We start from the raw sequence: 25,086 nt of genomic DNA, 5'->3' as shown, positions 1-25,086 counted from the left end.
TCGGGGTGGTTTAAATTTTGTCCAAGTTTGGACAAAGAGTCAATGAATCGACGGGGCGGCACGGGTGCGCGGTTTTGCTCACCACCCGTAGAAGCGCGGCCACGTCTGCGCGCCGCCGTCTTCGCCGATCGCCTGATATTCGGGATGTTGCGCACCGGTGGCGCACGCGTGATTCGGCAGGATGCGCAGGCGGGTGCCGATCGGAAACCGTTGCGCGATGCCGGCGTCGGGCGTGCCTGCACGCGACACGATCCCGTGCTCCTGGTTGGCGGCGCTCATCACGTAGTCGCCGAGCACGTCGCCGTGTTCGGTGCAAACTTGCCCGTAGCCGAAGTCGTGCGCCTGGCGCTGCGTGCCGCGGTCGCGGCTCATCGCCATCCAGCCGGCGTCGACGATCGCCCAGCCTTTTTCTTCCTGGTGCCCGATGACGGTGGTCAGCACCGACAGCGCGATGTCGGACAGGTCGCACACGCCGATGTTGTGCATCACGAGGTCGAACATCACGTACACGCCGGCGCGCACTTCGGTCACGCCTTCGAGATGTTCCGCCGCGAGGGCGGTGGGGGTCGAGCCGATGCTCACGACCGGGCAGGGCAGCCCGGCAGCGCGAAGGCGCTCCGCCGCCCGCACGGTGCGGCTGCGTTCCTGCTCGGCGATCGCCGCCAGTGCGTCGGGCGTGCTGTATTCGTAGCTGGAGCCCGCGTGTGCCAACACCCCGCCGAGCACCATCCCGCCGTCGACCAGCGCGCGGCCCACGTCGATCAGCAGGTCGGCGTCGGGCGGAATCCCGGAGCGGTGGCCGTCGACGTCGACCTCGATCCACACGTCGAAGCGCTCGTCGTGCGCGCGCCCGAATTCGGCGATCGCGTGTGCGGCCGGCAGGCTGTCGGCGACGAGCTTCAGGTCGCAGCCCTGCCGGCGCAGCGCGAGCGCCTGGCCCAGCTTCGCGGGCACCATGCCGACCGCGTAGACGATGTCCCGGATACCGTGCGCGAAAAACTGTTCGGCTTCCTTGAGCGTCGACACCGTGATGCCCTGTGCGCCGGCCGCGATCTGGGCATCGACGACTTGCGTGCTCTTGGTGGTCTTGACGTGTGGCCGGAACCGGACGCCGAGCGCGTCCAGATGCGCCTGCATGCGGCCGATGTTGTGCTGCATGCGGCCGATGTCGATCAGGGCGGCCGGGGTGTTGAGGGTTTGAAGATCCACGATGCGTTGCCTCGGAGGGTTGCCGATGTGAACGATGTGAACACTGTAGGGCCGTGGATGAATCTCGGGTTTAACGCATCGCTAATCCGGCATTAAACGCTGCTTAATCGACTGGATCGACTGAATCGTGTGGATGCGCGGCGCGGCTCACGCGTTGCCACGCCACGGCGGCGGGCTGAGCAACCGTGTCGCGGCTTCGAGGAACACCCGTTGCCGCGCGGAGCGGCCGGTGCGCGACGGCAGCAGCGCCGTCACGGGGGCGGGCGGCAGGTGCCAGTCGGGCAGCAACCGGACGAGCTTGCCGTTCGCCAGCAGCGGCGCGACGTCCCACTCGGAGCGCTCGACGATCCCGAGCCCCGCCAGCGCCCATTCCGTGATGACGGTGCCGTCGTTCGACGACAGCGCGCCGGTCACGCGGATCACGGCGGACCGGCGCGGTTCGCCCTTGACGTCGCCGCCTTGCGAGAAGCGCCAGCGCGGGATGTCCTCGTCGTTCTCGCGCAGGCACAGGCAGTCGTAGCGGGCCAGGTCGGACGGATGGTTCAGTTCCTTGATGCGGCGCGCATAGGCGGGGCTCGCGCACAGAAAGCGGTCATTGGGCGCGAGCGGATACCCGATCCACGACGACGACTTGAGGCTGCCGACATGAACGACCACGTCGGCGCCCGGCGCGCTGGTCAACGGGCTCTCCGACAGGTGGAGCGCGATGTCGAGCTTCGGATGCGCGCGCTGCACGTCGCGCACGATCCGCGCGACGTACTTGCGGCCGAAGCCGAGCGGGGCGACGACGCGCAGCGTGCCGCGCACGTCGCCGTGGTCGCCCGAGATGCTGACCGGCAGCGCCTCCACGCGCTCGAGGATGTCGACGGCTTCCTGGTACAGGCGCTGCCCTTCGTCGGTCAACGCGATCCCTTTCGGCTGCCGCACGGCGAGCCGGGCGTTCAATCGCGCTTCCATCCGCTGCAGGCGAATCGTGACCGCGGGCGGCGTGAGATCGAGCAGCCGCGCGGCCGCGGCCAGCGAGCGCGACGTGCCGATCGCGCGGACGAGTCGAAGGTCGTCGAGGTCGAGCATTTCGTGTCTCTTAATGCTGGGTGTGCCGAGCATTAAACCGCACATTGCGACGCGAATCCATCGGTGCGGCGGTGGATCGCGTCGGTCGCGCACCGAATCGGATTGCGTGGCCGCTTCGAATGACACGGCCCGCGGCGCCACGCATCGTTACCGGTCGAGCCCGACAATCAGCGACCGGTGCGCGGCCACCCCGGCCATCACGCCCGACGCCGATGCGAACGTTGCGTTGCTCATCGGTGTCGACGCGTCGCCGGCCGCGAACACGCCGGCGACGCTCGTCTGCTTCATTGCATCGACGCGCACGACCGGGCCGAGCGGCCCGTCGTCGAATGCACAGCCGAGCTGCTGCGCGAGATCGCTCGCCATCGCCGTGGGCGCGCCGACGAACAGCGCATCGATCGGCACGACCTGCCCGTCGGCGAGCCGCAACGCTTCGATTCGCGGCGCATCGCCGAGGATTTCCACGACCGGCGACCGTTCGATGCGCACGCCGCGCGCATCGAGCAACGCGGCTTCTTCTTCGTTCGCCTCGACTACACCCTGCGTGAACCACGTCGTCGGGCCCCAGTCCGGAATCAGGATCGCCTGATGCACCGACAGCGGATGCGTGGCGAGCACGCCGAGCCGCTGGCCGCTCACCTCGTATCCATGGCAGTACGGACAATGCAGCACGCTCACCCCCCAGCGTTCCGCCAGCCCCGGCAGTGCGGGCAGTTCGTCGCGGATACCGGTCGCGAGGATCAACCGGTCGGCGCTCGCCCGGCTGCCGTCGGCGAGCGTCACGTGGAAGCGGCCGTCCGCATCGCGCTCGGCCGTGCGCACGTCGCCTGCGATCCGTTGCACGGTGGGGTACGCGGCGAGCTGCGCGGCGGCCTGCTCGACGATCTGTGCGGGCGGCTTGCCGTCCTGCCCGAAAAAACCGTGCGCGTGCGCGGCAAAGCGGTTGCGCGGCCGGCCGGCGTCGACTACGAGCACACGGCGGCGCGCCCGAGCAAGCTGCATCGCGGCCGACAGCCCCGCAAAGCTGCCGCCGATCACGATCACTTCATGATGGCCATGCATGCACCGACTCCTTTCCTGAACCTGCGTGAATGACGGACGTGCTCCGATGGTGGTCGTCTCAACTCAACTCAACCCAACTCACGAAACACGAGAAGTTGCATGATAGGGCGATGGTATCATTCACGCAACTTCAAAAGTTTCGAGAGAGGGGCGCCGCCCGTGAGAACCGATAGCCGCTTGTCGCGCATGCTGCATGCGCTGATCCACATGGATCAGGCCGACGGCCCGATGACGTCCGACGCGATCGCGACGATGTTGTGCACGAACCCGGTCGTCGTGCGGCGCCTGCTCGGCGGCTTGCGCGACTGCGGCTACGTGCAGTCGGAGAAGGGGCATGGCGGCGGCTGGGTGCTGAGCGTCGCGCTCGACGACATCACGCTGCTCGACGTCTATCGCGCGGTGGGCGAGCCGCCGCTGTTCTCCGATCTGGTGACCGACGACGAGGCCGAATGCCTGGTCGAGCAGGCCGTCAATGCGCACCTGTCGGCCACGCTGAAGGAGGCCGAGACGACGCTGCTCGCCCGCTTCGGCGAAGTCACGCTCGGCATGCTGTCGCGCGATTTCGAGGCGAAGCACGCGAAGCGGCGCAAGCCGCGCTGACGCGCCGCAGCATCGCGGCCGGGCGTCGCGCCATGTGCGCGCCGACGTGGCCGAAAACGCTGCGTCGCGATGTTCTGTCCCCCAACTTCTGCCCGGTTCGCCCGCCACAGGGCAAAATACGGGTTTTCCGCACCCGCGAGGGCGCGACCGAATCACGCGCCGGGCGGCGGCGGTGCGCCATCCGCACGCCGCCGCCGGGCGCCCAGGCAAGAAACGCTCGTCATGTCGCGAGCCCACAGGAGTCCAGACCCCATGCCCGAATCCAACCTGTCCTTCTTCGGCCGGCTGTCGCTGGCCGTCGGCACGTTTTTCTCCGTGCTCGGCAACCGCGAGTTCGCGGCCGGCGTGCTGCGCGTGCGCGATGGCGCCCCGGCACCGGTCGCGCCGGCCCCCGCCGCGGCCCCCGCGCCGTCCCCGGCGCCTGCCGCCGCGCCCGTGAAGGCGCCGGCACCCGAGCTGCGCGAAGCGAGCCCGCAGGCCGCGCTGCAACTGCTCGGCCTGCTGCAGCGCGATGCGCGCTTCATCGACTTCGTCGAGGAAGACATCGCCGGCTACGCGGACGCCGACATCGGCGCGGCCGCACGCCTCGTGCACGACGGCTGCCGTGCCGCGCTGCGCGAACACTTCACGATCGTGCCGGTGCGCGACGAAGCCGAAGGCAGCCGCGTGACGCTGCCGGCCGGCTTCGACGCGACGGCCGTGCGCGTGACCGGCAACGTGGTCGGCGCCGCGCCGTTCACGGGCACCGTCAGCCATCGCGGCTGGCGGGTCGCCGACGTGCGCCTGCCGAAGCTGACGGGCAGCCACGACGCGTCGGTCGTCGCACCGGCGGAGGTGGAACTGTGAGCGATCCGCGCTATTCGATCGGCATCGATCTCGGTACCACCCATTGCGCGCTGTCGTACGTCGACAGCGCCGCGAGCGACGGCGAAACCATCACGCAGCAGGTGCTGCCGATCGCGCAGCTCACCGCGCCCGGCGCGCTGGAGTCGCGCGACCTGCTGCCGTCGTTCCTCTACCTGCCGCATGAAAGCGAACTCACGCAGGGCGACCTGACGCTGCCGTGGACGGCCTCGCGCGGCTTCGCGGTCGGCGAGATGGCCCGCACGAGCGGCGCCGGCACCCCGATCCGCCTCGTGTCGAGCGCGAAGAGCTGGCTGTGCCACCCGGGTGTCGACCGCCGCGCGGCGATCCTGCCGAGCGATGCGCCGCCGGAAGTGGCGCGCGTGTCGCCGCTGGAAAGCTCGATCCGCTACCTGACGCACCTGCGCGAAGCGTGGGACCACACGCATCCCGACGCGCCGTTCGCCGACCAGGACGTGACGGTCACGATCCCCGCATCGTTCGACCCGGCCGCGCGCGAGCTGACGGCCGAGGCCGCCCGCGCCGCCGGCTACTCGCGGATGACGCTGCTCGAGGAGCCGCAGGCCGCGCTGTACAGCTGGATCCAGAAGAGCCAGGGCGGCTGGCGCAAGCAGGTGCAGGTCGGCGACCTGATCCTGTGCGTCGACGTCGGCGGCGGCACGACCGACCTGTCGCTGATCGCGGTGGTCGAGCGCGAAGGCAATCTCGAACTGCATCGCGTGGCGGTCGGCGAGCACATCCTGCTCGGCGGCGACAACATGGACCTCGCGCTTGCGCACATCGTCGCGCGCAAGCTCGCGCAGCAGGGCACGCAGGCCGATCCGTGGCAACTGCGCGCGCTCACGTACGCGTGCCGTTCCGCGAAGGAAACGCTGCTGTCCGACCCGACGACCGACGCGGTGCCGCTCGTCGTGCCGAGCCGCGGCTCGAAGCTGATCGGCGGGTCGATCCGCACGGAGCTGACGCGCGCGGAACTCACGCAGACGATCCTCGAAGGCTTCTTCCCGCAAGTCGACGCGGCCGCGCGCCCGGTGAGCCGCGCCCGCGTCGGCCTGACGCAGCTCGGCCTGCCGTATGCGCAGGACGCGGGCATCACGCGCCATCTCGCGGCGTTCCTCGGCCGCCAGGTCGCGGCGCTCGACTCGCTCGACGGCGTGCAGCGCACGCTGCCGCAGGGCGCGACGTTCCTGCATCCGACCGCCGTGCTGTTCAACGGCGGCGTGTTCAAGTCGACGCTGCTCACGCAGCGCGTGCTCGATACGCTCAACAGCTGGCTCGCCGCTGAAGGTGCGCCGCCCGCGCGCCTGCTCGAAGGCGCGGATCTCGATCTCGCGGTTGCGCGCGGCGCGGCGTACTACGGCTACGTGAAGCGCGGCCGCGGCGTGCGCATTCGCGGCGGCACGGCGCGTGCGTACTACGTCGCGATCGAATCGGCGATGCCGGCCGTGCCGGGGCTCGAACCGCCGGTGCAGGCGCTGTGCGTCGCGCCGTTCGGGATGGAGGAGGGCTCGGACGCGGCACTGCCGCCGCAGGAGTTCGGCCTCGTCGTCGGCGAACCGGTGCAGTTCCGCTTCTTCGGGTCGTCGGTGCGCCGTCAGGACCAGGTCGGCACGCTGCTCGACTACTGGTCGCCGGAAGAGCTGCAGGAGCTGGAGGAAATCCAGGCGACGCTGCCCGCCGAAGGGCGCACCGTCGGCGAGGTCGTGCCGGTGAAGCTGCATGCGCGCGTGACAGAAGCCGGCACGCTCGAACTCGAGGCGATCCCGAGCGGCACGGACGAGCGCTGGAAGGTCGAGTTCGACGTGCGCGGCGCCGCCTGAGCGCGATGAAGCGCTATACGGTCGGGATCGACCTCGGCACGAGCAATACGGTCGTCGCATACGTCGAGGCCGGTTCCGACGCGATCCGCGTGTTCGACGTCGAGCAGCTGGTCGGCCCCGGCGCGGTGGCGGCACAGCCGCTGCTGCCGTCGGTGCGCTATCACCCGGCGGCGGGCGAGCTGCCGCCGGATACGCTGCGGCTGCCGTGGGCGGCCCACGCGAAAGCGAGCGCGGCCGGTGCGACGCCGGCCGTGATCGGCCGCTACGCGCGCACGCTCGGCGCGCAGGTGCCGGGCCGGCTCGTGACGAGCGCGAAGAGCTGGCTGTCGCACGCGTCGGTCGACCGGCTCGCGGCGATCCTGCCGTGGGGCGCGGCCGACGACGTCGACAAGGTGTCGCCGGTCGATGCGAGCGCGAGCTATCTCGCGCACGTGCGTGACGCATGGGATGCCCGTTTTCCCGACGCACCGCTCGCGAAGCAGGATGTGATCCTGACGGTGCCCGCGTCGTTCGACGACGGCGCGCGGGCGCTGACGGTCGAGGCCGCGCGACGTGCGAAGCTGCCCGCGCTGCGGCTGCTGGAAGAGCCGCAGGCCGCGTTCTACGACTGGTTGTACGGGCAGCGCGACACGCTGCGCGAGACGTTTGCCGCTGCGCGTCGCGTGCTGATCTGCGACGTCGGCGGCGGTACGACCGATCTCACGCTCGTCGATGTCGCGCCGGGCGGCGACGGCGAGCCGACCTTCACGCGCGTCGGCGTCGGCAACCACCTGATGCTCGGCGGCGACAACATGGACCTCGCGCTCGCGCGCCTGGTCGAGTCGCGGCTGACCGAGCCCGGCACGCGGCTGTCCGCCGCGAGCCTGTCGCAGCTCGTCGAGCGTTGCCGCGCCGCGAAGGAGCGGCTGCTCGGCGACGATGCCCCCGAATCCGTCAACGTCACGCTGCTCGGCGCGGGCAGCAAGCTCGTCGGCGGTGCGCGTTCGGCCGAGCTGACGCGGCAGGAAGCCGAGCAGATCGTCGTCGACGGTTTCTTCCCGCAGGTCGAAGCCGGCGAACTGCCGCGCCGTGCGCGCGCCGCGATCGTCGAATTCGGGCTGCCGTATGCGAGCGACGCGGCCGTCACGCGGCACGTCGCCGCGTTCCTGAACCGGCATGCGGAAGGCCCGCTGCCCGACACGCTGCTGCTCAACGGCGGCGTGTTCCGCGCGGGCGCGCTCGCCGGCCGTCTCGCGCAGACGCTCGGCGCGTGGCGCGGTGCGCCGCTCGACGTGCTGCACAACGCGCATCCGGACGTCGCGGTCGCACGCGGTGCGGTGGCCTACGGGCTCGCGCGTGCCGGTCATGCGCCGCGCATCGGCGGCGGGTCCGCGCGCAGCTATTTCCTCGTGCTCGACGATGGCGCCGAAGGCGCGGCCGCGCGTGGCGTGTGCCTGCTGCCGCGCGGCACGGAGGAGGGCCACGAGATCCGGCTCGACGATCGCACGTTCGCGCTGCAACTCGGGCAGCCGGTGCGTTTCCACCTCGTATCCACGGTGGCCGACACCGCGTATCGGCCCGGCGATCTCGTCGATCTCGACGGCGGCGATTTCGTGCGGCTGCCGCCGATCGCGACGGTCGTCGACGCAAAAGTGGGCGGCGATGCGCGCGAAACACCCGTGAAGCTCACCGCGTCGCTGACGGAAGTCGGCACGCTCGAAATGCACTGCATCGCGACCGACGATGCGTCGCGCCGCTGGCGGCTCGAATTCCAGCTGCGCGGCGATGCGCCCGTGCAGGGCGACGACGCTGCGCTCGCGCGGCACCCGCGGCTCGATCAGGCGCTCGAACTGATCGAGCGCTCGTTCGGCAGCAAGGCCGCCGGCGTCACGCCGAAAGAGACGCGCCGGCTGCGCGCGCAGCTCGAGCAGGTGCTCGGTGCGCGTGAAGACTGGGACGTTGCGCTCGCGCGTGAATTGTTCGATGCGTTGCTCGCGCGCGCACGTCGGCGGCGGCGCTCGGCCGATCACGAACGTGCGTGGCTGAACCTGGCCGGCTATTGCCTGCGTCCGGGGTTCGGGCATCCGCTCGATGCATGGCGCATCGAGCAGCTGTGGCCGCTGTTCGACGACGGGATTCAGTATGTGACCGACGCTCAGGTGTGGTCCGAGTGGTGGACGTTGTGGCGGCGCGTGGCCGGCGGCCTCGACGACGATGCGCAGACGCAGGTGCGCGACGCGATCGCGTTCCTCGAACCGACCGACGACAAGCGGCGCAAGCTGCCGTTCGATCCGGGCAAGGTCGGACCGGCCGATATGACGCGGTTGTCCGCGTCGCTTGAGCGACTGCCCGTTGAACGCAAGGTCGAGCTGGCCGAGCGGCTGATCGCGCAATTGCAGAAGCCGGCGGAGCGCACGCTGTGCGCGTGGGCGCTCGGACGCATCGGTGCGCGCCGGCCGTTCTACGGCAGCGCGCACAGCGTCGTGCCGGCGGAAGTCGCCACCGGCTGGCTCGATGCGCTGTTCGCGCTCGACTGGAAACAGGTCGAGCCGGCGGCGTTCGCGGCTGCACAGATTGCGCGGATGACCGGAGACCGTTCGCGCGATTTGCCGGACGACACACGCGAGGCCGTGATCAAGCGCCTGTCGGCCGCGAATGCGTCGGCGGCTTGGATCGACATGGTCCGTGAAGCGATCGCGTTCGACGAAGCCGACACGGTGCGCGTGTTCGGCGAAACGCTGCCGGCGGGGTTGAAGCTGCTGGCGGGGTGAGCGCGTACTGCCACACGTTTAGGCACCGTTCGGAGAGGGTAGCGAAGATGCAAGCAACTTGGCTGGGCCGATCCGGCCGCCTGGTCGCTAGCCAACTATGCGCCGGAACAGGGCGCGATAGTCGCGGACGGATTCTGTTCCCGCCTTGTATGCCCCGGCCGGGTTTTTCTTTCGATTCTTTCAATGCCGCTAAAGGGCATTAGCGGCATTGTGTTTAACGTGTCAAAACACGTAGGCCGCGTTCTGAACCTTGATAGTCGGTGGAATCGTACTGACAATGTCAGTACAATATGGGTATCCAAGCACTGTTGTTGACCGGAGGCTCCTCCATGTCCGCTACCCATCGCCCCCCGACCAAGCGCGACACCCTGAACTTGCGCGTGCAGCCTGACGAACGCGACCTGATCGATCGCGCGGCCGCCGCACGCGGGCAGAACCGCACCGACTTCATCCTGTCCGCCGCCCGCGCGGCCGCTGAGGAAACCCTGCTCGAGGCGACGCTGGTGCGCGCCAGTCCCGACGCGTATGCCGCGTTCGTCGCGCGGCTCGATGCGTCACCGGCGCCGAATCCCCAGTTGCGGCGCACGATGCAGACGCCCGCGCCGTGGGACGGCTCGGGCGGCCCCGTCGCATGACGCTGCGCGCGCCCACCCCGATTACGCTGGAACATGCGCAGGCGGGCGCCCTGGACGCCTTCGATTCGGGTGAGCCGAACCTGGACGATTGGCTCAAGCGGAGAGCCCTGCGTAACCACGTGAGCGGCGCGTCACGTACCTTCGTGGTGTGTGATGACCAGCGCGTCGTTGCCTACTACGCGCTAGCGTCTGGTGCGGTGGATGTTGCGGCCGCACCCGGACGGTTTCGCCGCAACATGCCGGACCCCGTACCGGTCGTCGTGTTGGCCAGGCTCGCGGTAGACCGGGCCTGGCAGGGCCGCGGACTGGGCCGCGGGCTGCTGCGTGACGCCGGGCTACGGGTCATGCAGGCGGCCGACACCATCGGGATTCGCGGGCTGCTCGCACATGCACTGTCGGCCGACGCGCAGCGCTTCTATCTGCAGGTCGGATTCGAGCCGTCGCCGCTGGACCCTATGACAGTCATGATCACACTGACCGATTTGCGCGCGTCGTTGACGTGAGCGCGCATCGAACGTGCCCCGACCGACGCATGGCATTGCGCACTAGCTTGCTCCGGCTGAACGACATGACGCGTGCCGAGGACGGAGCCTGATATGCCCACCTGCTCTACCAACTGACCGCGACGGCCGAACAGACGTGCGTGTCGGTACCTGTGGCAGCGCCGTTTGCTGCGCTCGGTGGCAGCCGTACCGAGACTGCTCCGCACTGGCGTATCGAACAACAAACGTTGCGCGCTTTTCGCCTCTCGATGTCAGGTCTGCGGTTCCCGCGCACGCTGCGGTTTGGCCAATTCGATTGCAGGCACGTCCAGTGCGTTCTGCATGGCCGCCCGCCGCGCCAGATGAATCCCCGCCAGCATGCAGCGCACCGATCCACCGGCCAGTTCGATCGTCGGCACGTCGAGCGGCAGCAGCCGTGCCGAACGCTCGATCGTCGCGCGCTGTACCGGCGTGAGGCAGTCGTACGCGCGCCGCGACAGCGCGAGCACACGCCCTTCCTTGCCCGACAATTCCAGCGTATTGCCCGCGAAATTCGCGATCTGCGAGGCATCGAGCGCGATCACCGTGCGGCCCGTTTCGGCCAGCCGTTGCGCGATCTCGTCACGACGACGGCGGTCGGCGATGAGTTCGAGGCCGACCATCGCGAACTCGGTCGCGACGCTCATCATCACGTTCGTGTGATAGATCGGGCGCCCGTCGGCATCGGCCGTATCGAAGCAGATCGGCTCGAAATTGAAGTGCGTGCAGAAGCGTTCGAGCGCGACCGGATCGGCGCGGCGCGAACGCGCGGTGTACGCGATCCGCGCGACGTGGTCGAGTACCATCGCGCCGGTGCCTTCGAGGAACACGTCGTCGTATTCGAGGCCCGAGTAGTCGATCACGTCCTGCACGCGGTACTCGGCCTTCAGCATCTCGATCACGTCCGCGCGCCGCTCACGGCGCCGGTTCGCGCTGAACATCGGAAAGAGCGCGACGTGGCCGCCCGGATGCGTCGAGAACCAGTTGTTCGGGAACACGGAGTCGGGCGTGTCGCGCTCGCCGTGGTCGTCGAACACGTGCACGCGCACGCCCGCATCGGCGAGCGTCTGCGCGGCTACCGTGACTTCGTCGCGCGCGGCGGCGGACACGGATGCCGCGCCGTGCACGCCGTCGGCGGCGGCGGTGCGCTGGAACGCGTTGTCGGCCGCGGTCTGCGGGTTCGGCAGGAAGCGGTGCGGCCGGATCATCACGACGGCGGCCGGCGCCTGGATCGATACGAGATTCATGGAAGGCAGGAGCGAAAGGCAAGGGGCCGGGCGGCGCACGGGCCGCCCGGGGATGGCCGTCAGCGCGCGAACGCGGCGACGGCTTCGGTCACATATGCCGCGTGGCCCTGCGCGATCGCGGCCGGGTCGTCGATCAGCGCGAACAGGTTCTTCGGGTCGACGGCCGGCGGAATCAGCGCGATCTCGACGCCCGCGTTGTGCTGCTGCGCGAGCGCATACAGGTAGCGCAGCGCCGAGTAATCCTCGAGCGCGAAGCCGACCGAGTCGAACACCGTGACTTCATCCGCGCGTTCGCGGCCGCTCGTCTCGCCCTGCAGCACGCGCCACAGCTCGGTGACGGGGAAGTCGGCCGGCATCTGCTGGATCTCGCCCTCGATGCGCGACTGCGGCTCGAATTCGACGAACACGCGGCCCGCATGCAGCACACCGGCCTCGAGTTCGGTCTTGCCCGGGCAATCGCCGCCCACGGCGTTCAGGTGCATGCCGGGCTCGATCATATCGGCCGTGACGATCGTCGCGTAGGCCTTGTCGGCGGTGACGGTCGTCACGATGTCGGCGCCGCGCACGGCGTCGGCGGTCGACGCGGCGCGCACCACGCGCAGCGCCGGGTAGGCGGCGAGGTTCTGCACGAGCTTGTCGGTCGCGTGCGGATCGACGTCGAACACGCGGATCTCGTCGATGCCGAGCAGCGTGTGGAACGCGATCGCCTGGAATTCGCTCTGCGCGCCGTTGCCGATCAGCGCCATCGTGCGCGAATCGGGGCGGGCGAGTACCTGGGCGGCGAGCACCGACGTGGCGGCCGTGCGCAGCGCGGTGGTCAGCGTGAGTTCGGCGAGCAGCAGCGGGTAGCCGGTATCGACTTCGGCGAGCGCGCCGAACGCCATCACCGTGTGCATCCCGCGCGCGGCATTGACGGGGTGGCCGTTCACGTACTTGAACGCGAACAGCGACGCGTTCGCGACGGGCATCAGTTCGATCACGCCGTCGCGCGAGTGGCACGCGACGCGCGGCGACTTGTCGAAGTCGGCCCAGTGCAGGTAATCGGCGCGCAGCGTGTCGACGAGCTCGCGGAGGAACGTCGTGACGCCGGTCTGGGCGATCAGTCGGGCGGTGGCGGGAACGTCGAGGAAGCGGGTCATACGTCTGTCTCCTGTCGACCCGAGTTAGCGCTTTAGCGCTTACTCGGGTCCCATGCTTTGCAAGTGCTCAGTGCCGGTACGGGTGTCCCTGGCGTTCTGGTCGACCGCGCGGTGCTTCGGCGCGCGTCCCGGCTTGCTGGAAGCGGCGGTGCGGCACATCTCGCCGGTCGATAGCGTCATTATTTCGGCGAGTCGAGCCAACAAAAAGACGGCAAAAGTGGCAGATTTATCGATAGACTTGGCAAATTGCTGACCCGATATGGCAATTTGACCAAGTTGCGCGGGTCGGAATGCAAAGGCTCCGGCACGCTGGCGGCCGGTTCACGTTCAACAGGAAGGCCCGTTCATGATCACGCTCGACGACGTCGACCGGCAGCTCATCGCGCTGCTGCGCGACAACGCGCGACTGCCCGTCGTCGCGCTGGCGAAGGAATTGCGCGTCGCGCGCGCGACCGTGCAGAACCGGCTGACGCGGCTGGAGAAGAACGGCGTGATCGTCGGCTATACGGTGCGGCTCAAGCCGGCGGCCGAACGGCACCGGATCCGCGCGCTGATGTCGATCGCCGTGCAGGGCAATCGCGGCGCGGAAGTGGTGAAGGTGCTGCGCGGGCATCCGAACGTCGCGTCGATCCACAGCACCAACGGGCGCTGGGATCTCGTCGCCGAGCTGCATGCCGATTCGCTCGAGCACTTCGATCGCGTGCTCGGCGCGATCCGGCTGATCGACGGAATCGCGAATACCGAGACGAGTATTTTGCTGTCGACGCACAAGGCGTGACGCGGGCGGGCGGCGCCTGCGTCAGCGCTCAGGTTTGCGCAGGGGTCAGGCGCTGGTCGCCGGCGCCGGAAACACCGGCTCGCCCAGCGTCAGCATCAACCGGTTCGCCCACGCGAAGATCGCGACCGCGTGCGACAGGTCGAGAATCTCCTCATGTGTCAGCCCTTCGGCTTCCAGCGCGGCGATATCGCCCGCGTCGACCGTATCGGGCCGCTCCGTCAGCGCGATCGCATAGCGAATGATCGCCCGTTCGCGCGCCGTCGTGCCGGCCGTGGCCGGATCGTCGAACACCTGCTCGATCGCGTCGGTGCGCTTCGCGAGCTGGGTAAAGCGCTGCGCATGCACGGACGCGCAGTACACGCAGCCGTTCACGCGCGACACGGCCGTGCTCGCCAGTTCACGCTCCGCGCGCGACAGTCCGCCGGGGCCATACATGATCGCGTTGAATACGCCCGAGCGTTGCCGCAGGATCTCGGGAAGATGGACGAGCAGCAGGTAATAGTCGGACGTCTTCGCTTGCGGGTGGCTCGCTTCGAGCACGGCCAGCTGATCGGGCGTCGCGGCATCGAGCGAAACGGTGTCGAGCCAGGCACGCCAGCCGAGCGTGTCGGACGTGAAGCCGTGCGTGGTCGTCGTCATGCGGCCTCCGTTGCGGCACGTGCCTGAAGCGCCTGCGCGGCCACCGCGACGCGCAACTGATACGCGACGAACGCCACGAGCTGCGACAGCGCGACGATCGCGGGCGTCGTGAGCCCGGCCGACTTCAGCGTGTCGAGATCGGACGGACGTGCATCGACCGGCGCGTGCGTCAGCAGGCGTGCATGCGCGAGGATCGTGCCGATGCGGCGGGGCAAGGTGTCGAATGCATCCGCGTCCGCGCGGGCGATATCGTCGAGCGTGCCGCCTGCGTCGACCAGTCGTGCGCGATAGGTGCCGGCCAGCACGCGAGCGTTCGATTTTTCTGCGACATACCGCGCCGCGTGCAGTCGTTCGATCAACGACAGATCGGGCAACGCGGGATCGAACAGCGCCGCTTCGCTCAGCCGCGTATGGCGCAGCACCTTGTCGCGTGCGCGACGCAGTGCGGCGACGGCGTCGCCATCGCGCAGGCCGGCCACCGCATCGATCGTATCCGGCGCATCGGCCGGCGTGATGGATTCAGTCATCGTTTCGGGTTCCCTTCGTCGTCAATGTGATCGATGAACGCGCGCTCATGCGTCGGCGTCGCGCCATTCGTCGCCTTGCAGTTCGGCGTTGGCGTACGCGACGAGCGCGTCGTAGTGGCGATCGCGGTCCGCGTCGAACAGCCGGCTCGCGATCCCGCGCGCGAGCCGCCTGGCGCCCGCGCTGATGGCCGGGATATCGCCGGACAGCTTGCCGTGGCTCAGGCTCGCTGCATGGTTGAAGCAGTGAATTCGCGTGATGGCCGTACATGCGCCGGGCTCGCGCTCCTGGAACGCGAACGCGGGGCCGAGATCGGGCGATTCGGCGAGCTCGTCGATCCACGTGCCCGGCTCCGGTCGATAGCGATCCTTCCAGCGCCGCACCTGCGCGCCGAACGACGCGAATTCCGCGCGCGTCGTCCAGTCCGAATGAAAACCGGTCGCGAAGATCAGGAAATCGACCGTGTAGCGTCCGCGCGGCGTCGTCACGTCGAGTCCGTCCGCGTGTTCCGCGAGCGTCTCGATCGGGCTGCCCGCATGAAAGTGCGCCTGTTCGTGACGCGACACGCGCAGCACGCTGTCGCGCGGCGGCGGCGTCTGCGACGTCAGCGCGTAGTGCATGAAGCGCCATTTCGTCGCGTCGTCGAGATCGGCGTAGCCGTGCACGAGGCCCGGGCTGCCGATGCCGGTCAGCTTGTTGATGCGCGGGATGTCCGTGCGGCGGAAGAACAGGTCGACGCGCGCGGCGCCGGCTTCGAGCGCGGTGCCCGCGTTGTCGAACGCGGACGCACCCGCGCCGACCACGCCGACCCGCTTGCCCGCGAGCGCCGCGAAATCGATCGGCTCGGACGAATGGGCCCAGCGCGTGCGCGGCGCGCGTTGCGCGACCGGCGGTACGTACGGGCCGCCGAGCCCGTCGCGGCCGGTGGCGAGCACCACGTGCCGCGCGAGCAGCGTCTGCGCTTCGCCGTTGCGGCGCACGTCGAGCGCGAGCAGGCCGTCGTCGCGCGGGCGCAGCGCGACGAGCGTGGTGTCGTTGCGCACCTGCAGGTCGAGCACGCGCCGGTACCAGCGCAGGTAGTCCATCCATTGCGTGCGCGGAATCTTGTAGAGCGCGTCCCACGCGTCGCGGCCGTATTGCGCTTCGAACCACGCGCGGAACGTCAGCGCGGGCAGCCCGAGCGCGGGCCCCGCGAGCTGCTTCGGCGAGCGCAGCGTGTCCATCCGCGCGAACGTGACCCACGGCCCTTCGTAGCCGGCCGGCGCGCGGTCGATCACGCACTGGTTGTCGATGCCGAGCAGGCGCAGTTCGGCGGATGCCGCGAGCCCGGCCATGCCGCCGCCGACGATCGCGACGTCGAGCACGCGTGTGCCGTCGGCCTCGCGCGGCGGCACCCACGACGGCGCGGGCAGGTCGAGCCAGCGCAGGTCTTGCGCGAGCCGGGCTTCGAGTGCGTGCAATGGATCGGTCGTTGTCATGCGGCCTCCGGGCGGGTCCGGCGTGCACGCGTCGTGCGGGTTGCCCCACGCGGCGCACGCTCGGCGCGCAGCCGGTCGCCGCGCAGCAATTCGTCGTGCGCGGCGGCGTCGTGGAAGATCACGTCGTCGAGCAGCGCGCGCGTCGTACGGTGCAGCGCGTCGAGCAGCGCATCGACCGCTGACGTGCGTGCCTTGCCGGCGGGCGTCGCGACGCCGAACGCGAACGGGATGTCGACGTCGAGCGGGCGCGCGACGACGCCCTCCACCGGCAGTGCCACGCCTGTTGCCGGATCGACGATGCCGATCCCGATGCCTGCACGCGCGGCCATCACCGCATTCAGCGACGCATTGGTTTCGATGAACACGCGTGCATCGACCCGCGCGGCCGCGAATCCCGCATCGATCCGCTGGCGCAGCCGGTGGCGGTTCGCGACCGTCACGATGCGGCGGCGCGCGAGGTCGCGCAGCGCGATGCGCGGCTGCGCCGCGAGCGGGTCGCCGGCCGGCAGCACGGCCACGCACGGTGTCTGAGCGATCCAGTGCACGTCGAGCCCCGCGTGCGCCATCGGCAGCGTGACGACGCCGACATCGGCCGTGCCGGCCAGCACCTCGTGCACGACGTGCTCGGCCGATTCGCTGCGCAACTGGTAGTGGGGCGCCTGCGCGCCGTCGGGCAGCGCGGCGAGCGCGGCCGGCACGAGCGTGGCCGCGAGCGAAGGGGTCGCCGCGATGCGCACGGGCTCGGCGCTTTCATCGCCGAGTGCCCGGGCGCGCGCCTCGATCGCGCGCAGGCCGACCAGCGAGCGTTCGACTTCCTCATAGAGCAGGAATGCGCGCCGCGTCGGCGTGACGCGCGGGCCGTGCCGGTCGAACAGCGCGTAGCCGAGATCGGCTTCGAGCTCCTGGATCTGCCGCGTGACGGCCGGCTGCGATCGGCCGAGCAGTTCGCCCGCGCCGGTCACGCTGCCGGCCGACATGACCGCGGAAAAGGCTTCGAGTTGATGCAGCTCCATGACACCTTCCGATGATGCGATTTGCGCATTGTAGAAGTGTGAGCATGCGCGATTCATATAATGATTTTTGCTATCGACAGCGCGAAAACTGCGAAGCGCCCGATCGTCCCGATAGACGATTACGCGTGCTTGAACGTGGGTTGCGATCGGCGCCGTGAACGAAACGCCAATCGAATCAACGTGATGCGTTGCATGCCGATGCATCGCGCGCGGCAGGGTGTGCGGATGGCCGCTCGCAAGCCTCACCCGCTTCGCGCCGCGCGCGATATCGATATGCGCAAAACTTCGTTGGATCGTCCTGAACCGGGTGGTTACATGCCCTCACTCTTTTCGACTGACTGAAGCTGGGGGACGCATGAACGTTTCGGGGAACGACGCACGCGGCGCATGGCGGCGCGTGCTGGGCACGGTGGCGGCGCTCGCTGCCGCATGGGGCTTGTCGACGGGCGGCGCGCTCGCGGCGGGCGTGTCGGGCGAGCCGGTGGTGATCGGCGTGAGCGGGCCGCTCACGGGCCAGGATGCGCAGTACGGCGAACAATGGAAGCGCGGCTTCGATCTCGCGCTCGACGAGATCAACGGCAGCGGCGGCATTCACGGCCGTCCGCTCGCGGTCGACTTCCAGGACAGCCGCAGCGACCCGCGCCAGGCCGTGGCGATCGCACAGAAGTTCGTCGCCGATCCGCGCATCGCGATCGAGCTGGGCGACTTCTCCAGCGCGACGTCGATGGCCGCATCGCCGATCTACCAGCGCGGGCAACTGATCCAGTTCGGCTTCACCAACTCGCATCCGGACTTCACGAAGGGCGGCGACTATCTGTGGAGCACCGCGCTGAGCCAGGCCGAGGAGCAGCCGCTGCTCGCGCGCTACGCGGTGAAGGAGCTCGGCTTCAAGCGGATCGCGGTGCTGTACCTGAACACCGACTGGGGCCGCACCAGCAAGGACATCTTCGCGAAGGCTGTGACGGGGCTCGGCGCGCAGGTCGTCGCGGCCGAAGGCTATCAGCCGGCGGAGAAGGATTTCCGCTCGACGCTCGTGCGCATCGGCGAATCGAAGCCCGATTCGATCGTGCTGATCTCGTACTACGCGGACGGTGCGCAGATCGTGCGCCAGGCGCGTACATCGGGGCTCACGCTGCCGATCGCGGCGGTCGGTTCGGTGTACTCGCCGAAGTTCCTCGAACTGGGCGGCACGGCCGTCGACGGCGTCTATACCGAATCGAACTTCTTCCCGGCCGAACCGCGCCCCGAAGTGCAGGCATTCGTGCAGCGCTATCGCGCGAAATTCCATGCCGATCCCGATTCGTTCGTCGCGCGTGCATACGATGCGCTGATCCTGTCGGCGGAAGTGCTGCGCCGCTACGGCACGACGCGCCAGGCCGCGCACGACGGCTTCGCAAAAATCAGCGACGTGCCGAGCGTGATCTTCGGCAAGGTGCGCTTCGATCCGCAGACGCGTCGCGTTGCGGGCGCACGCACCGTGTATCTGGTCGTGAAGCAGGGGCAGTGGGCGCTGTGGGACGGCGCGAAACCGCAGCTCGCCGCGCGTTGAACCCGGCCCTGAACAGCATGCATGTAACGGACGCATCGTGATGGCTTCCTGGCTCGACTACACGCTCAACGGCCTCATCGTCGGCAACATCTACGCGCTGCTCGCGGTCGGGCTCGCGCTGATCTTCGGCGTGTCGCACCTGATCAACTTCGCGCACGGCTCGGTCTACATGGTCGGCGCGTTCATCGGCTGGCTGTGCCTGACGCGCTTCGGGCTGCCGCTGCCGGCGGCGCTCGCGGCGGTCGTCGTCGGCTGCGGTGCGCTCGGCATTGCGATCGAGCGGATCGGGCTGCGGCCGCTGCGCCACGCGGCACGCATCGCACCGCTGCTCGCGACGATCGGCATCAGCTTCATCCTCGACCAGCTCGCGCAGCTCGCGTTCGGCGCCGACCCGCGCGCGGTGCCGACGCCGCTGCCCGACTGGCATCTGCGGATCGCCGGCGCGACGCTCGGCTCGCTCGACCTGCTGATCGCGGGCATCGGCATCGCGGCGGCCGCGCTGTTGTACGGCTTCCTGCGCTTCACGCGGCTCGGCTGGGCCGTGCGCGCGACCGCGCAGGATCGCGACGCGGCGTTGCAGATGGGCGTCGACGTCGACCGCGTGAACCAGACCGTGTTCGCGATCGCGTGCGCGCTCGGCGGCGTGAGCGGGCTGCTGGTCGGCATGTACTACAACAGCATCGATCCGGCGATGGGCTTCCAGGCCACGCTGAAGGGCGTGGTCGCGCTGCTGATCGGCGGGCTCGGCAACGTGCCGGGCGCGATCGCGGGCAGCCTGCTGCTCGGTCTCGTCGAAAGCTACGGCGTCGCGCTGTTCGGCACCAGCTATCGCGACCTGTTCGCGTTCGGGCTGCTGATCGTGTTCCTCGTGTGGCGGCCGAACGGGCTGTTCAGCGCGAACCGTGCGCTGCCGCCCGAGCCGATGACGGGCACTTTCCTCGCGGCCGCGAAGGCCGTGCGCGTGCCGCGCCCGGTACTCGTCGCGCTGGTCGTGGCGGCGGCCGTGCTGCCGTGGCTCGGCGCGTCGCCATACGTGCTGCAGACATTGACCAATGCGTGGCTGTACGGGCTGCTCGCGCTGAGCCTCACGCTGGTGGCGGGCACGGTCGGGCAGATCTCGCTCGGCCACGCGGCGCTGCTCGTGATCGGCGCGTATGCGTCGGCGCTGCTGTCGTCGGATCTCGGCTGGTCGCCGGCCGTGACGATTCCGTGCGCGGGCGTGATCACCGCCGTGCTCGGCACGCTGCTCGTCTATCCGGCGTTCCGGCTGCGCGGGCATTACGTGTCGATCGCGACGCTCGGCATCGGCGAAGTGGTGAGCCTCGTGATCCTGAACTGGGACGGCCTCACGCGCGGCCCGCTCGGCATCACCGGCATCGCGCCGCTGCCGTGGGCGACGACCGCGCGTGCCGCGTACTGGTTCACGTTCGCGGTGCTCGTCGCGTTCGCGCTCGTGCAGGTGCGGCTGCTGCGCTCGCACCTCGGCCGCACGCTGCGCGCGGTGCGCGAGGACGACGTCGCCGCGCGTGCGCACGGCATCGCCCCGAACCGCTACAAGGCGATCGCGTTCGCGGTCGGCGGCGTCGCGGCCGGCGTGAGCGGCGGGATCGCCGCGCACCTGTACAGCTACATCAACCACCAGACCTTCGATTCGCAGGTGTCGATCCTCGCATTGACGATGGTGATTCTCGGCGGGCTCGGCAACGTGCTCGGCGGCATCGCCGGTGCGATCGCGCTGATCGGGCTGCCCGAGCTGTTCCGCTGGGCGGCCGACTACCGGATGCTGATCTACGGCCTCGTGCTGTTGCTGCTCGTCCGGTTCCGGCCGCAGGGCCTGCTCGGCACGGTGTGAGGAGGAACGCGATGACCACCAAGCGACCCCTGCTCGACGTGCAGGGCCTGACGCGCCGCTTCGACGGCGTGACCGCGCTCGACGGCGCGAGTCTGTCACTCGCCGACGGCGAACTGCTGAGCGTGATCGGGCCGAACGGCGCGGGCAAGTCGACGCTGTTCAACCTGATCGCGGGCGCCGACCGGCCCGATGCCGGCCGCGTGACGTTCGACGGCCGCGACATCACGGGCACCGCGCCCGAACGCCTCGCGACGCTCGGCATCGCACGCACGTTCCAGCACGGCCGCGTGTTCGGCAACCTGAGCGTGCTCGACAACGTGCTGGTCGGCGCGCATGCGCGGCTGCGCGCGGCGCGGCTGGGCTGGCCCGCGCTCGGCGCGGCGGCCGAGGTGCTGCGCGCGCTCGTGCGGCCCGCGGCGGTGCGGCGCGAGGAAGCCGCGCTGCGCGACGAGGCGCGCGCGATCGTCGCCGGGTTCGGCGAGCGGCTGACGCCGCGCATCGATCATCCGGCGCACAGCCTGTCGTATGCGAACCGGCGGCGCGTGGAGATCGGCCGCGCGCTCGCGCTGCACCCGCGCCTGCTGCTGCTCGACGAGCCGACGGCCGGGATGAACGAGACGGAGACGGCCGAGATGCTGCAGCTGATCCAGTCGCTGAAGGCGCGCGGCCTGACGATCCTGCTGATCGAGCACAAGCTCGAACTCGTGATGCGCGTGTCCGACCGCGTGATGGTGCTCGACAACGGCGTGAAGATCGCCGAAGGCGCGCCGCGCGACGTGCGGCACGATCCGCGCGTGATCGAGGCGTACCTCGGCCGCCGGCATGCGGGCGGCGCGCCGGCCGACCGCACGGCACAGGCGGCCGCATGACGGCACTTTCTTCCGGACCCGACACGACCATGACCGATGCACTGCTGAAACTCGAACACCTGGACACGTTCTACGGGCCGGTGCAGGTGCATTTCGACGTGAACTTCGAAGTGGGCCGCGGGCAGATCGTCAGCCTGCTCGGCGGCAACGCGAGCGGCAAGTCGACGACGATGAAGCTGATCCTCGGGCTGATGCGGCCGCGCCGCGGCGTCGTGCGCTTCGACGGCGACGACGTGACGGCGCTCGCCACGCCGCAGCGCGTGCGGCGCGGGATCGCGGCCGTGCCCGAGGCGCGGCGGCTGTTCGGCGACATGAGTGTGCGCGAGAACCTGCTGATGGGCGCGTACACGCGTGGCGACCGTGCTGCGGTGGCGGAAGACTACGAGCGCGTGCTCGACCTGTTTCCGCGTGTGCGCGAACGGCTGACGCAGCGCGCGGGCACGCTGTCGGGCGGCGAGCAGCAGATGCTCGCGATGGCGCGCGCGCTGATGGCGCGGCCGAAGCTGATCTGCATGGACGAGCCGACGATGGGGCTGTCGCCGCTCTATGTCGACAAGGTGCTCGAGCTGATCGACGCGATCAACCGGCAGGGCGTGACCGTGTTCATGGTCGAACAGAACGCGAGCCTCGCGCTGGAGATCGCGCATTACGGGTACGTGCTGCAGACGGGGCGCGTCGTGCTCGAAGGGCCCGCGAAGGCGCTGCTCGACGACGAGCGTGTGCGCGATGCGTATCTCGGTGGGGAGGCGGTGGCGGCGTAGCGGGCGCGGTGGCGGGGCAAAAAACGGTGATGCACGCCGGATTGTCAGGTAGATTGGCGCTCAGTCGCCATCACCGCCACCGGGAGCGCCGCACCATGTTGACCTATTCCGTTCAGAAAGTCGGCTACGCATTCGAGCAACTGGATCCGCAGGGCGCGACGGATTACGCGGCGTTCACGCAGGCGTTCGACGCATTCCCGTGGGCGGCGCAGCATGCCGAATGGGACGACACGCAGGAGGGCCCGTTGCCGGCCCTCGTGCTGCAGCATGCCGACGATCAGCGGGAGTTGTGGGTGACCGCGCTGCGCGATGCGCATGCGGACGGCTTCCAGCTGAATGCCGTCTCGATGCGGATGAAGAAGGGGCTGTTCGGGATCGGCAAGGGCAAGCTGGAGCAGCACGTCGATACGATCGACGTCGACACGCGCGCGGATGTCGATACGTTGTGCCGGCTGTTCTGCGATCGTCAGTATGACGAGCTGGATCGGCTGGTGGCGCGGCATGCGGAGCGCAACCGCTTCGATGACGACAGCGACGATTGAGTGCCTGCCGTGCACGCGCCTGAACCGGCGCAGTCCGTCGACTCATGCCTGCTTCGTACCGCTCCCCGCCGCGCGCGGAAACGTCAACACCACCGCAAACCCGCCCGCCTCGGGAAACGCAAACCCGACGCGCCCCCCGTGCGCCTTCATCACTTCCTGCACGATCGCGAGCCCGAGGCCCGACCCCGTGCGCCGCTCGCTGCCGTCCGGCGCGATCCGCACGAACGGCTGCAGCGCCGCGTCCCAGTGCTCGCGTGGAATCCCGCGACCGTTGTCGGTGACGGTCAGCGTCACCGCATCGTCCGCGTTGCCCTGCGTCGCGACCGACACGACGATGTCGTCCGCATGCCCATGCAGCAGCGCGTTGTGCAGCACGTTCGACAGCGCTTCCTGCAGGCTGATCGCGTCGCCGTCGATCCACGCGAGCGGCGCGTCGCTCGCGAACGCGACGGCGACATCGCGCTCGCCCGCGAGCGGAATCGCGCGGCCGAGCACGTCCTTCGCGAGCGCGACGAGTTCGACCGGTTGCAACGGCACGGCCTCGGTGCGATGAATCACCATCGCATGATTGAGCAACTGGCCGGTGAGCCGGCCGACGTCCGAAGAGGTCGCACGCAGCGCGTCGAGCCGCGCCGCGTGGCGCGCGGGATCGGCTTCGCCGTCGAGCAGCTCGATCTGCGCGTCGAGCCGCGCGAGCGGCGTGCGCATCTGGTGCGCGGCATCGGCGATGAAGCGCTGCATGGCGTTGATCCGCTCGGCGAGACGGTGCATCAGCCCGTTGATCGACCCGATGATCGCGTCGATCTCGCTCGGCGTGTCGACGGCCACCGGCCGCAGGTCGGCCGGGTCGCGCGCGGCGATGATCGTGCCGATCTGCGCGAGCGGACGCAGGCCGCGCCGGATCGCGAGGCCGCTCGCGCCGATCGCGAGCACGCTCATCAGCAGGATCAGCGTCCACACCTTGAAACTCATGTCGTTCGTCAACTGCTGGCGCGCGTTGGTGGTTTGCGCGACCGTCACGAGCGCCCAGCCCGGCGTGCTTTCCTCGGGCATGTAGCGTGCAATGGTCGCGGTGCGGATCCGGTGTCCCTGGTAGACGGCATTCGCGAACGCGGGGCCTTGTTTCGCGGCGGCGAGCGTCGCGGGGCTCGCGAGATCGTTGTAGCCGGCCACGACGATGCCGCGCGAGTCGACCACCTTGTAGTAGACGAGGTCGTAGCGCGACAGCGTCGACAGCGCGGCCACCGGCGGATTCAGCGCGAGCACGCCGCCCTGCACGTAGAGGTTTTCCGCGACCTGGATCGATGCGCCCGCAAGCAACTGGTCGTACGCGCGTTCGGCCGCGACGCCCGCGTAGTAGCGGGCGATCGCCGCGAGCGCGAGCGCGCCGGTCGCGACGACGAGCGCGATGAAGAGCAGCGTGCGCCCGAACAGCGTCTTCGGAAACCAGTCAGTGCGCCGCAATCTGATACCCCATCCCGCGCGCGGTGCGGATCTCGACCGAGCTGCCCTGCAGCTTCTTGCGCACGCGGGTCACGTACTGCTCGACCGCGTTCGTGGTCGGCTCGTTGCCGAAGCTGAACAGCTGGTTCAGCAGTTCGTCCTTCGAAAAGATCCGGTGCGGGCGGCTCGCGAGGATCTCGAGCAGCGCGAATTCCTGGCGCGACAGCGACAGCGGCTGGCCGTCGAGTTCCGCGAGGCGGCTGCTGCGGTCGATCACGAGGCCGCCGAGCGTGAGCACGTCGTTCGCGTGGCCGCTGTTGCGGCGCAGGAGCGCCTGCACGCGCGCATCGAGCTCGCGGTAGTCGAACGGCTTCACGAGGTAATCGTCGGCGCCGAGGCCGAGGCCGCTCACGCGGTCGTCGATCGCCGAGCGCGCGGTGACGAGCAGCACGGGCGTCGTGCTGCCCGATGCGCGCAGGTGGCGCAGCACCGTGAAGCCGTCCATGCCGGGCAGGTTCGCGTCGAGCACGACGAGGTCGAAGCGCTCGACGCGCAACAGCCCGTGCGCGGTCGCGCCGTCGGTTTCGAGATCGACGGCGTGGCCGAGCCGCGCCAGGCGGCTGCGGATCGCCGCGCCGATTTCGGCATCGTCCTCCACGACGAGAATGCGCATGGTGCCGTTTCGCAGGTGGGTGGGTTAGGGGTTTTCCCGGGGC

23 protein-coding genes are annotated in these 25,086 nt (G+C 69.5%); 12 read left to right on the top strand and 11 right to left on the bottom strand.

Annotated elements, in window-relative coordinates; genetic code table 11:
* Positions 1-78: 78 nt before the first annotated feature.
* The 3 genes from CFB43_RS29530 to CFB43_RS29520 form a co-directional block, all read right to left on the bottom strand.
* A complete protein-coding gene (locus tag CFB43_RS29530) occupies positions 79-1,209 on the bottom strand; it encodes a DSD1 family PLP-dependent enzyme (RefSeq protein WP_089497663.1) in 1,131 nt (376 codons plus the stop codon).
* Between the two features lie 147 nt (positions 1,210-1,356).
* A complete protein-coding gene (locus tag CFB43_RS29525) occupies positions 1,357-2,283 on the bottom strand; it encodes a LysR substrate-binding domain-containing protein (RefSeq protein WP_089497662.1) in 927 nt (308 codons plus the stop codon).
* Between the two features lie 147 nt (positions 2,284-2,430).
* Positions 2,431-3,345: an NAD(P)/FAD-dependent oxidoreductase gene (locus CFB43_RS29520; RefSeq protein WP_089497661.1), complete on the bottom strand. Its 915-nt coding sequence runs from the start codon at positions 3,343-3,345 to the stop codon at positions 2,431-2,433.
* A 159-nt stretch (positions 3,346-3,504) separates the two neighbouring features.
* Between CFB43_RS29520 and CFB43_RS29515 the strand changes: the two genes are divergently transcribed.
* From CFB43_RS29515 to CFB43_RS29490, 6 genes are all read left to right on the top strand, one after another.
* Positions 3,505-3,945, top strand: a complete 441-nt coding sequence (locus tag CFB43_RS29515; protein WP_089497660.1) for an RrF2 family transcriptional regulator — start codon at positions 3,505-3,507, stop codon at positions 3,943-3,945.
* A gap of 252 nt (positions 3,946-4,197) precedes the next feature.
* Positions 4,198-4,791, top strand: a complete 594-nt coding sequence (locus tag CFB43_RS29510; protein ID WP_089497659.1) for a DUF2760 domain-containing protein — start codon at positions 4,198-4,200, stop codon at positions 4,789-4,791.
* Positions 4,788-6,629, top strand: a complete 1,842-nt coding sequence (locus CFB43_RS29505; RefSeq protein WP_089497658.1) for an Hsp70 family protein — start codon at positions 4,788-4,790, stop codon at positions 6,627-6,629. The genes CFB43_RS29510 and CFB43_RS29505 overlap by 4 nt, the downstream gene beginning before the upstream one ends.
* Positions 6,630-6,634: 5 nt before the next feature.
* Entirely contained in the window at positions 6,635-9,379 is a 2,745-nt protein-coding gene (locus CFB43_RS29500; protein ID WP_089497657.1) for an Hsp70 family protein, read from the top strand.
* 329 nt (positions 9,380-9,708) lie between these two features.
* Positions 9,709-10,014 (top strand): type II toxin-antitoxin system TacA family antitoxin, encoded by a 306-nt coding sequence (locus CFB43_RS29495; protein ID WP_089497656.1) that lies wholly within the window; start codon positions 9,709-9,711, stop codon positions 10,012-10,014.
* Positions 10,011-10,517 carry a GNAT family N-acetyltransferase gene (locus CFB43_RS29490; RefSeq protein WP_071333118.1) on the top strand — a complete coding sequence of 169 codons (507 nt, stop codon included), beginning with the start codon at positions 10,011-10,013 and terminating at the stop codon, positions 10,515-10,517. Before CFB43_RS29495 ends, CFB43_RS29490 begins: the two co-directional genes overlap by 4 nt.
* Positions 10,518-10,768: 251 nt before the next feature.
* Here CFB43_RS29490 and ctlX read toward each other — a convergent pair whose 3' ends face one another.
* Both ctlX and CFB43_RS29480 read right to left on the bottom strand, forming a co-directional pair.
* The gene (ctlX, locus tag CFB43_RS29485) at positions 10,769-11,782 is read right to left on the bottom strand and encodes a citrulline utilization hydrolase CtlX (protein WP_089497655.1); all 1,014 of its coding nucleotides are present in this window, start codon (positions 11,780-11,782) and stop codon (positions 10,769-10,771) included.
* 59 nt (positions 11,783-11,841) lie between these two features.
* A complete protein-coding gene (locus CFB43_RS29480; RefSeq protein ID WP_089497654.1) occupies positions 11,842-12,921 on the bottom strand; it encodes an ornithine cyclodeaminase in 1,080 nt (359 codons plus the stop codon).
* A 346-nt stretch (positions 12,922-13,267) separates the two neighbouring features.
* Here CFB43_RS29480 and CFB43_RS29475 point away from each other — a divergent pair, with 346 nt between their 5' ends.
* Positions 13,268-13,699: an Lrp/AsnC family transcriptional regulator gene (locus CFB43_RS29475; RefSeq protein ID WP_006479718.1), complete on the top strand. Its 432-nt coding sequence runs from the start codon at positions 13,268-13,270 to the stop codon at positions 13,697-13,699.
* Positions 13,700-13,744: 45 nt separating this feature from the next.
* Here CFB43_RS29475 and CFB43_RS29470 read toward each other — a convergent pair whose 3' ends face one another.
* From CFB43_RS29470 to CFB43_RS29455, 4 genes are read right to left on the bottom strand one after another with little or no spacing between them, the layout of a single operon-like run.
* Complete coding sequence (locus tag CFB43_RS29470) at positions 13,745-14,338, bottom strand: peroxidase-related enzyme (RefSeq protein ID WP_089497653.1); 594 nt, start codon at positions 14,336-14,338, stop codon at positions 13,745-13,747.
* Positions 14,335-14,865, bottom strand: a complete 531-nt coding sequence (locus tag CFB43_RS29465; RefSeq protein WP_089497652.1) for a CMD domain-containing protein — start codon at positions 14,863-14,865, stop codon at positions 14,335-14,337. The genes CFB43_RS29470 and CFB43_RS29465 overlap by 4 nt, the downstream gene beginning before the upstream one ends.
* A 45-nt stretch (positions 14,866-14,910) precedes the next feature.
* On the bottom strand, positions 14,911-16,341 hold the full coding sequence (locus CFB43_RS29460; protein WP_089497651.1) for an NAD(P)-binding domain-containing protein: 1,431 nt from the start codon (positions 16,339-16,341) through the stop codon (positions 14,911-14,913).
* Positions 16,338-17,354, bottom strand: coding sequence for a LysR family transcriptional regulator (locus CFB43_RS29455; protein ID WP_089497650.1), 1,017 nt, complete (start codon positions 17,352-17,354; stop codon positions 16,338-16,340). The genes CFB43_RS29460 and CFB43_RS29455 overlap by 4 nt, the downstream gene beginning before the upstream one ends.
* 355 nt (positions 17,355-17,709) lie before the next feature.
* Here CFB43_RS29455 and CFB43_RS29450 point away from each other — a divergent pair, with 355 nt between their 5' ends.
* The 5 genes from CFB43_RS29450 to CFB43_RS29430 all read left to right on the top strand — a co-directional run bounded on the left by CFB43_RS29450 (position 17,710) and on the right by CFB43_RS29430 (position 22,927).
* Positions 17,710-18,903: an ABC transporter substrate-binding protein gene (locus CFB43_RS29450; RefSeq protein ID WP_089497649.1), complete on the top strand. Its 1,194-nt coding sequence runs from the start codon at positions 17,710-17,712 to the stop codon at positions 18,901-18,903.
* 40 nt (positions 18,904-18,943) lie between these two features.
* Positions 18,944-20,755: an ABC transporter permease gene (locus CFB43_RS29445; RefSeq protein WP_089497648.1), complete on the top strand. Its 1,812-nt coding sequence runs from the start codon at positions 18,944-18,946 to the stop codon at positions 20,753-20,755.
* An 11-nt stretch (positions 20,756-20,766) separates the two neighbouring features.
* Complete coding sequence (locus tag CFB43_RS29440; RefSeq protein ID WP_089497647.1) at positions 20,767-21,624, top strand: ABC transporter ATP-binding protein; 858 nt, start codon at positions 20,767-20,769, stop codon at positions 21,622-21,624.
* On the top strand, positions 21,621-22,385 hold the full coding sequence (locus CFB43_RS29435) for an ABC transporter ATP-binding protein (protein ID WP_039354526.1): 765 nt from the start codon (positions 21,621-21,623) through the stop codon (positions 22,383-22,385). The genes CFB43_RS29440 and CFB43_RS29435 overlap by 4 nt, the downstream gene beginning before the upstream one ends.
* A gap of 95 nt (positions 22,386-22,480) precedes the next feature.
* The gene (locus CFB43_RS29430; protein WP_089497646.1) at positions 22,481-22,927 is read left to right on the top strand and encodes a hypothetical protein; all 447 of its coding nucleotides are present in this window, start codon (positions 22,481-22,483) and stop codon (positions 22,925-22,927) included.
* A gap of 42 nt (positions 22,928-22,969) precedes the next feature.
* Here the strand turns inward: CFB43_RS29430 and CFB43_RS29425 are convergent, their stop codons facing one another.
* Both CFB43_RS29425 and CFB43_RS29420 read right to left on the bottom strand, forming a co-directional pair.
* A complete protein-coding gene (locus CFB43_RS29425; protein ID WP_089497645.1) occupies positions 22,970-24,391 on the bottom strand; it encodes a sensor histidine kinase in 1,422 nt (473 codons plus the stop codon).
* Positions 24,378-25,043: a response regulator transcription factor gene (locus CFB43_RS29420; protein WP_089497644.1), complete on the bottom strand. Its 666-nt coding sequence runs from the start codon at positions 25,041-25,043 to the stop codon at positions 24,378-24,380. Before CFB43_RS29420 ends, CFB43_RS29425 begins: the two co-directional genes overlap by 14 nt.
* Between the last annotated feature and the right edge of the window lie 43 nt (positions 25,044-25,086).

Origin of the sequence: Burkholderia sp. AU15512, from assembly GCF_002223325.1 — a bacterium.
Classification (GTDB): domain Bacteria; phylum Pseudomonadota; class Gammaproteobacteria; order Burkholderiales; family Burkholderiaceae; genus Burkholderia.
Note: the sequence above shows the minus strand (reverse complement) of the source record. Positions and strands in the feature narration are given on the sequence as shown.

Bases quoted from the DNA above. Each gene is read 5' to 3' on its own strand.
- CFB43_RS29525 (WP_089497662.1), bottom strand. From the start codon at position 2,283: ATGCTCGACCTCGACGACCTTCGACTCGTCCGCGCGATCGGCACGTCG.
- CFB43_RS29520 (WP_089497661.1), bottom strand. From the start codon at position 3,345: ATGCATGGCCATCATGAAGTGATCGTGATCGGCGGCAGCTTTGCGGGG.
- CFB43_RS29510 (WP_089497659.1), top strand. From the start codon at position 4,198: ATGCCCGAATCCAACCTGTCCTTCTTCGGCCGGCTGTCGCTGGCCGTC.
- CFB43_RS29500 (WP_089497657.1), top strand. From the start codon at position 6,635: ATGAAGCGCTATACGGTCGGGATCGACCTCGGCACGAGCAATACGGTC.
- CFB43_RS29495 (WP_089497656.1), top strand. From the start codon at position 9,709: ATGTCCGCTACCCATCGCCCCCCGACCAAGCGCGACACCCTGAACTTG.
- CFB43_RS29490 (WP_071333118.1), top strand. From the start codon at position 10,011: ATGACGCTGCGCGCGCCCACCCCGATTACGCTGGAACATGCGCAGGCG.
- ctlX (WP_089497655.1), bottom strand. From the start codon at position 11,782: ATGAATCTCGTATCGATCCAGGCGCCGGCCGCCGTCGTGATGATCCGG.
- CFB43_RS29480 (WP_089497654.1), bottom strand. From the start codon at position 12,921: ATGACCCGCTTCCTCGACGTTCCCGCCACCGCCCGACTGATCGCCCAG.
- CFB43_RS29475 (WP_006479718.1), top strand. From the start codon at position 13,268: ATGATCACGCTCGACGACGTCGACCGGCAGCTCATCGCGCTGCTGCGC.
- CFB43_RS29470 (WP_089497653.1), bottom strand. From the start codon at position 14,338: ATGACGACGACCACGCACGGCTTCACGTCCGACACGCTCGGCTGGCGT.
- CFB43_RS29465 (WP_089497652.1), bottom strand. From the start codon at position 14,865: ATGACTGAATCCATCACGCCGGCCGATGCGCCGGATACGATCGATGCG.
- CFB43_RS29460 (WP_089497651.1), bottom strand. From the start codon at position 16,341: ATGACAACGACCGATCCATTGCACGCACTCGAAGCCCGGCTCGCGCAA.
- CFB43_RS29455 (WP_089497650.1), bottom strand. From the start codon at position 17,354: ATGGAGCTGCATCAACTCGAAGCCTTTTCCGCGGTCATGTCGGCCGGC.
- CFB43_RS29450 (WP_089497649.1), top strand. From the start codon at position 17,710: ATGAACGTTTCGGGGAACGACGCACGCGGCGCATGGCGGCGCGTGCTG.
- CFB43_RS29445 (WP_089497648.1), top strand. From the start codon at position 18,944: ATGGCTTCCTGGCTCGACTACACGCTCAACGGCCTCATCGTCGGCAAC.
- CFB43_RS29440 (WP_089497647.1), top strand. From the start codon at position 20,767: ATGACCACCAAGCGACCCCTGCTCGACGTGCAGGGCCTGACGCGCCGC.
- CFB43_RS29435 (WP_039354526.1), top strand. From the start codon at position 21,621: ATGACGGCACTTTCTTCCGGACCCGACACGACCATGACCGATGCACTG.
- CFB43_RS29430 (WP_089497646.1), top strand. From the start codon at position 22,481: ATGTTGACCTATTCCGTTCAGAAAGTCGGCTACGCATTCGAGCAACTG.
- CFB43_RS29420 (WP_089497644.1), bottom strand. From the start codon at position 25,043: ATGCGCATTCTCGTCGTGGAGGACGATGCCGAAATCGGCGCGGCGATC.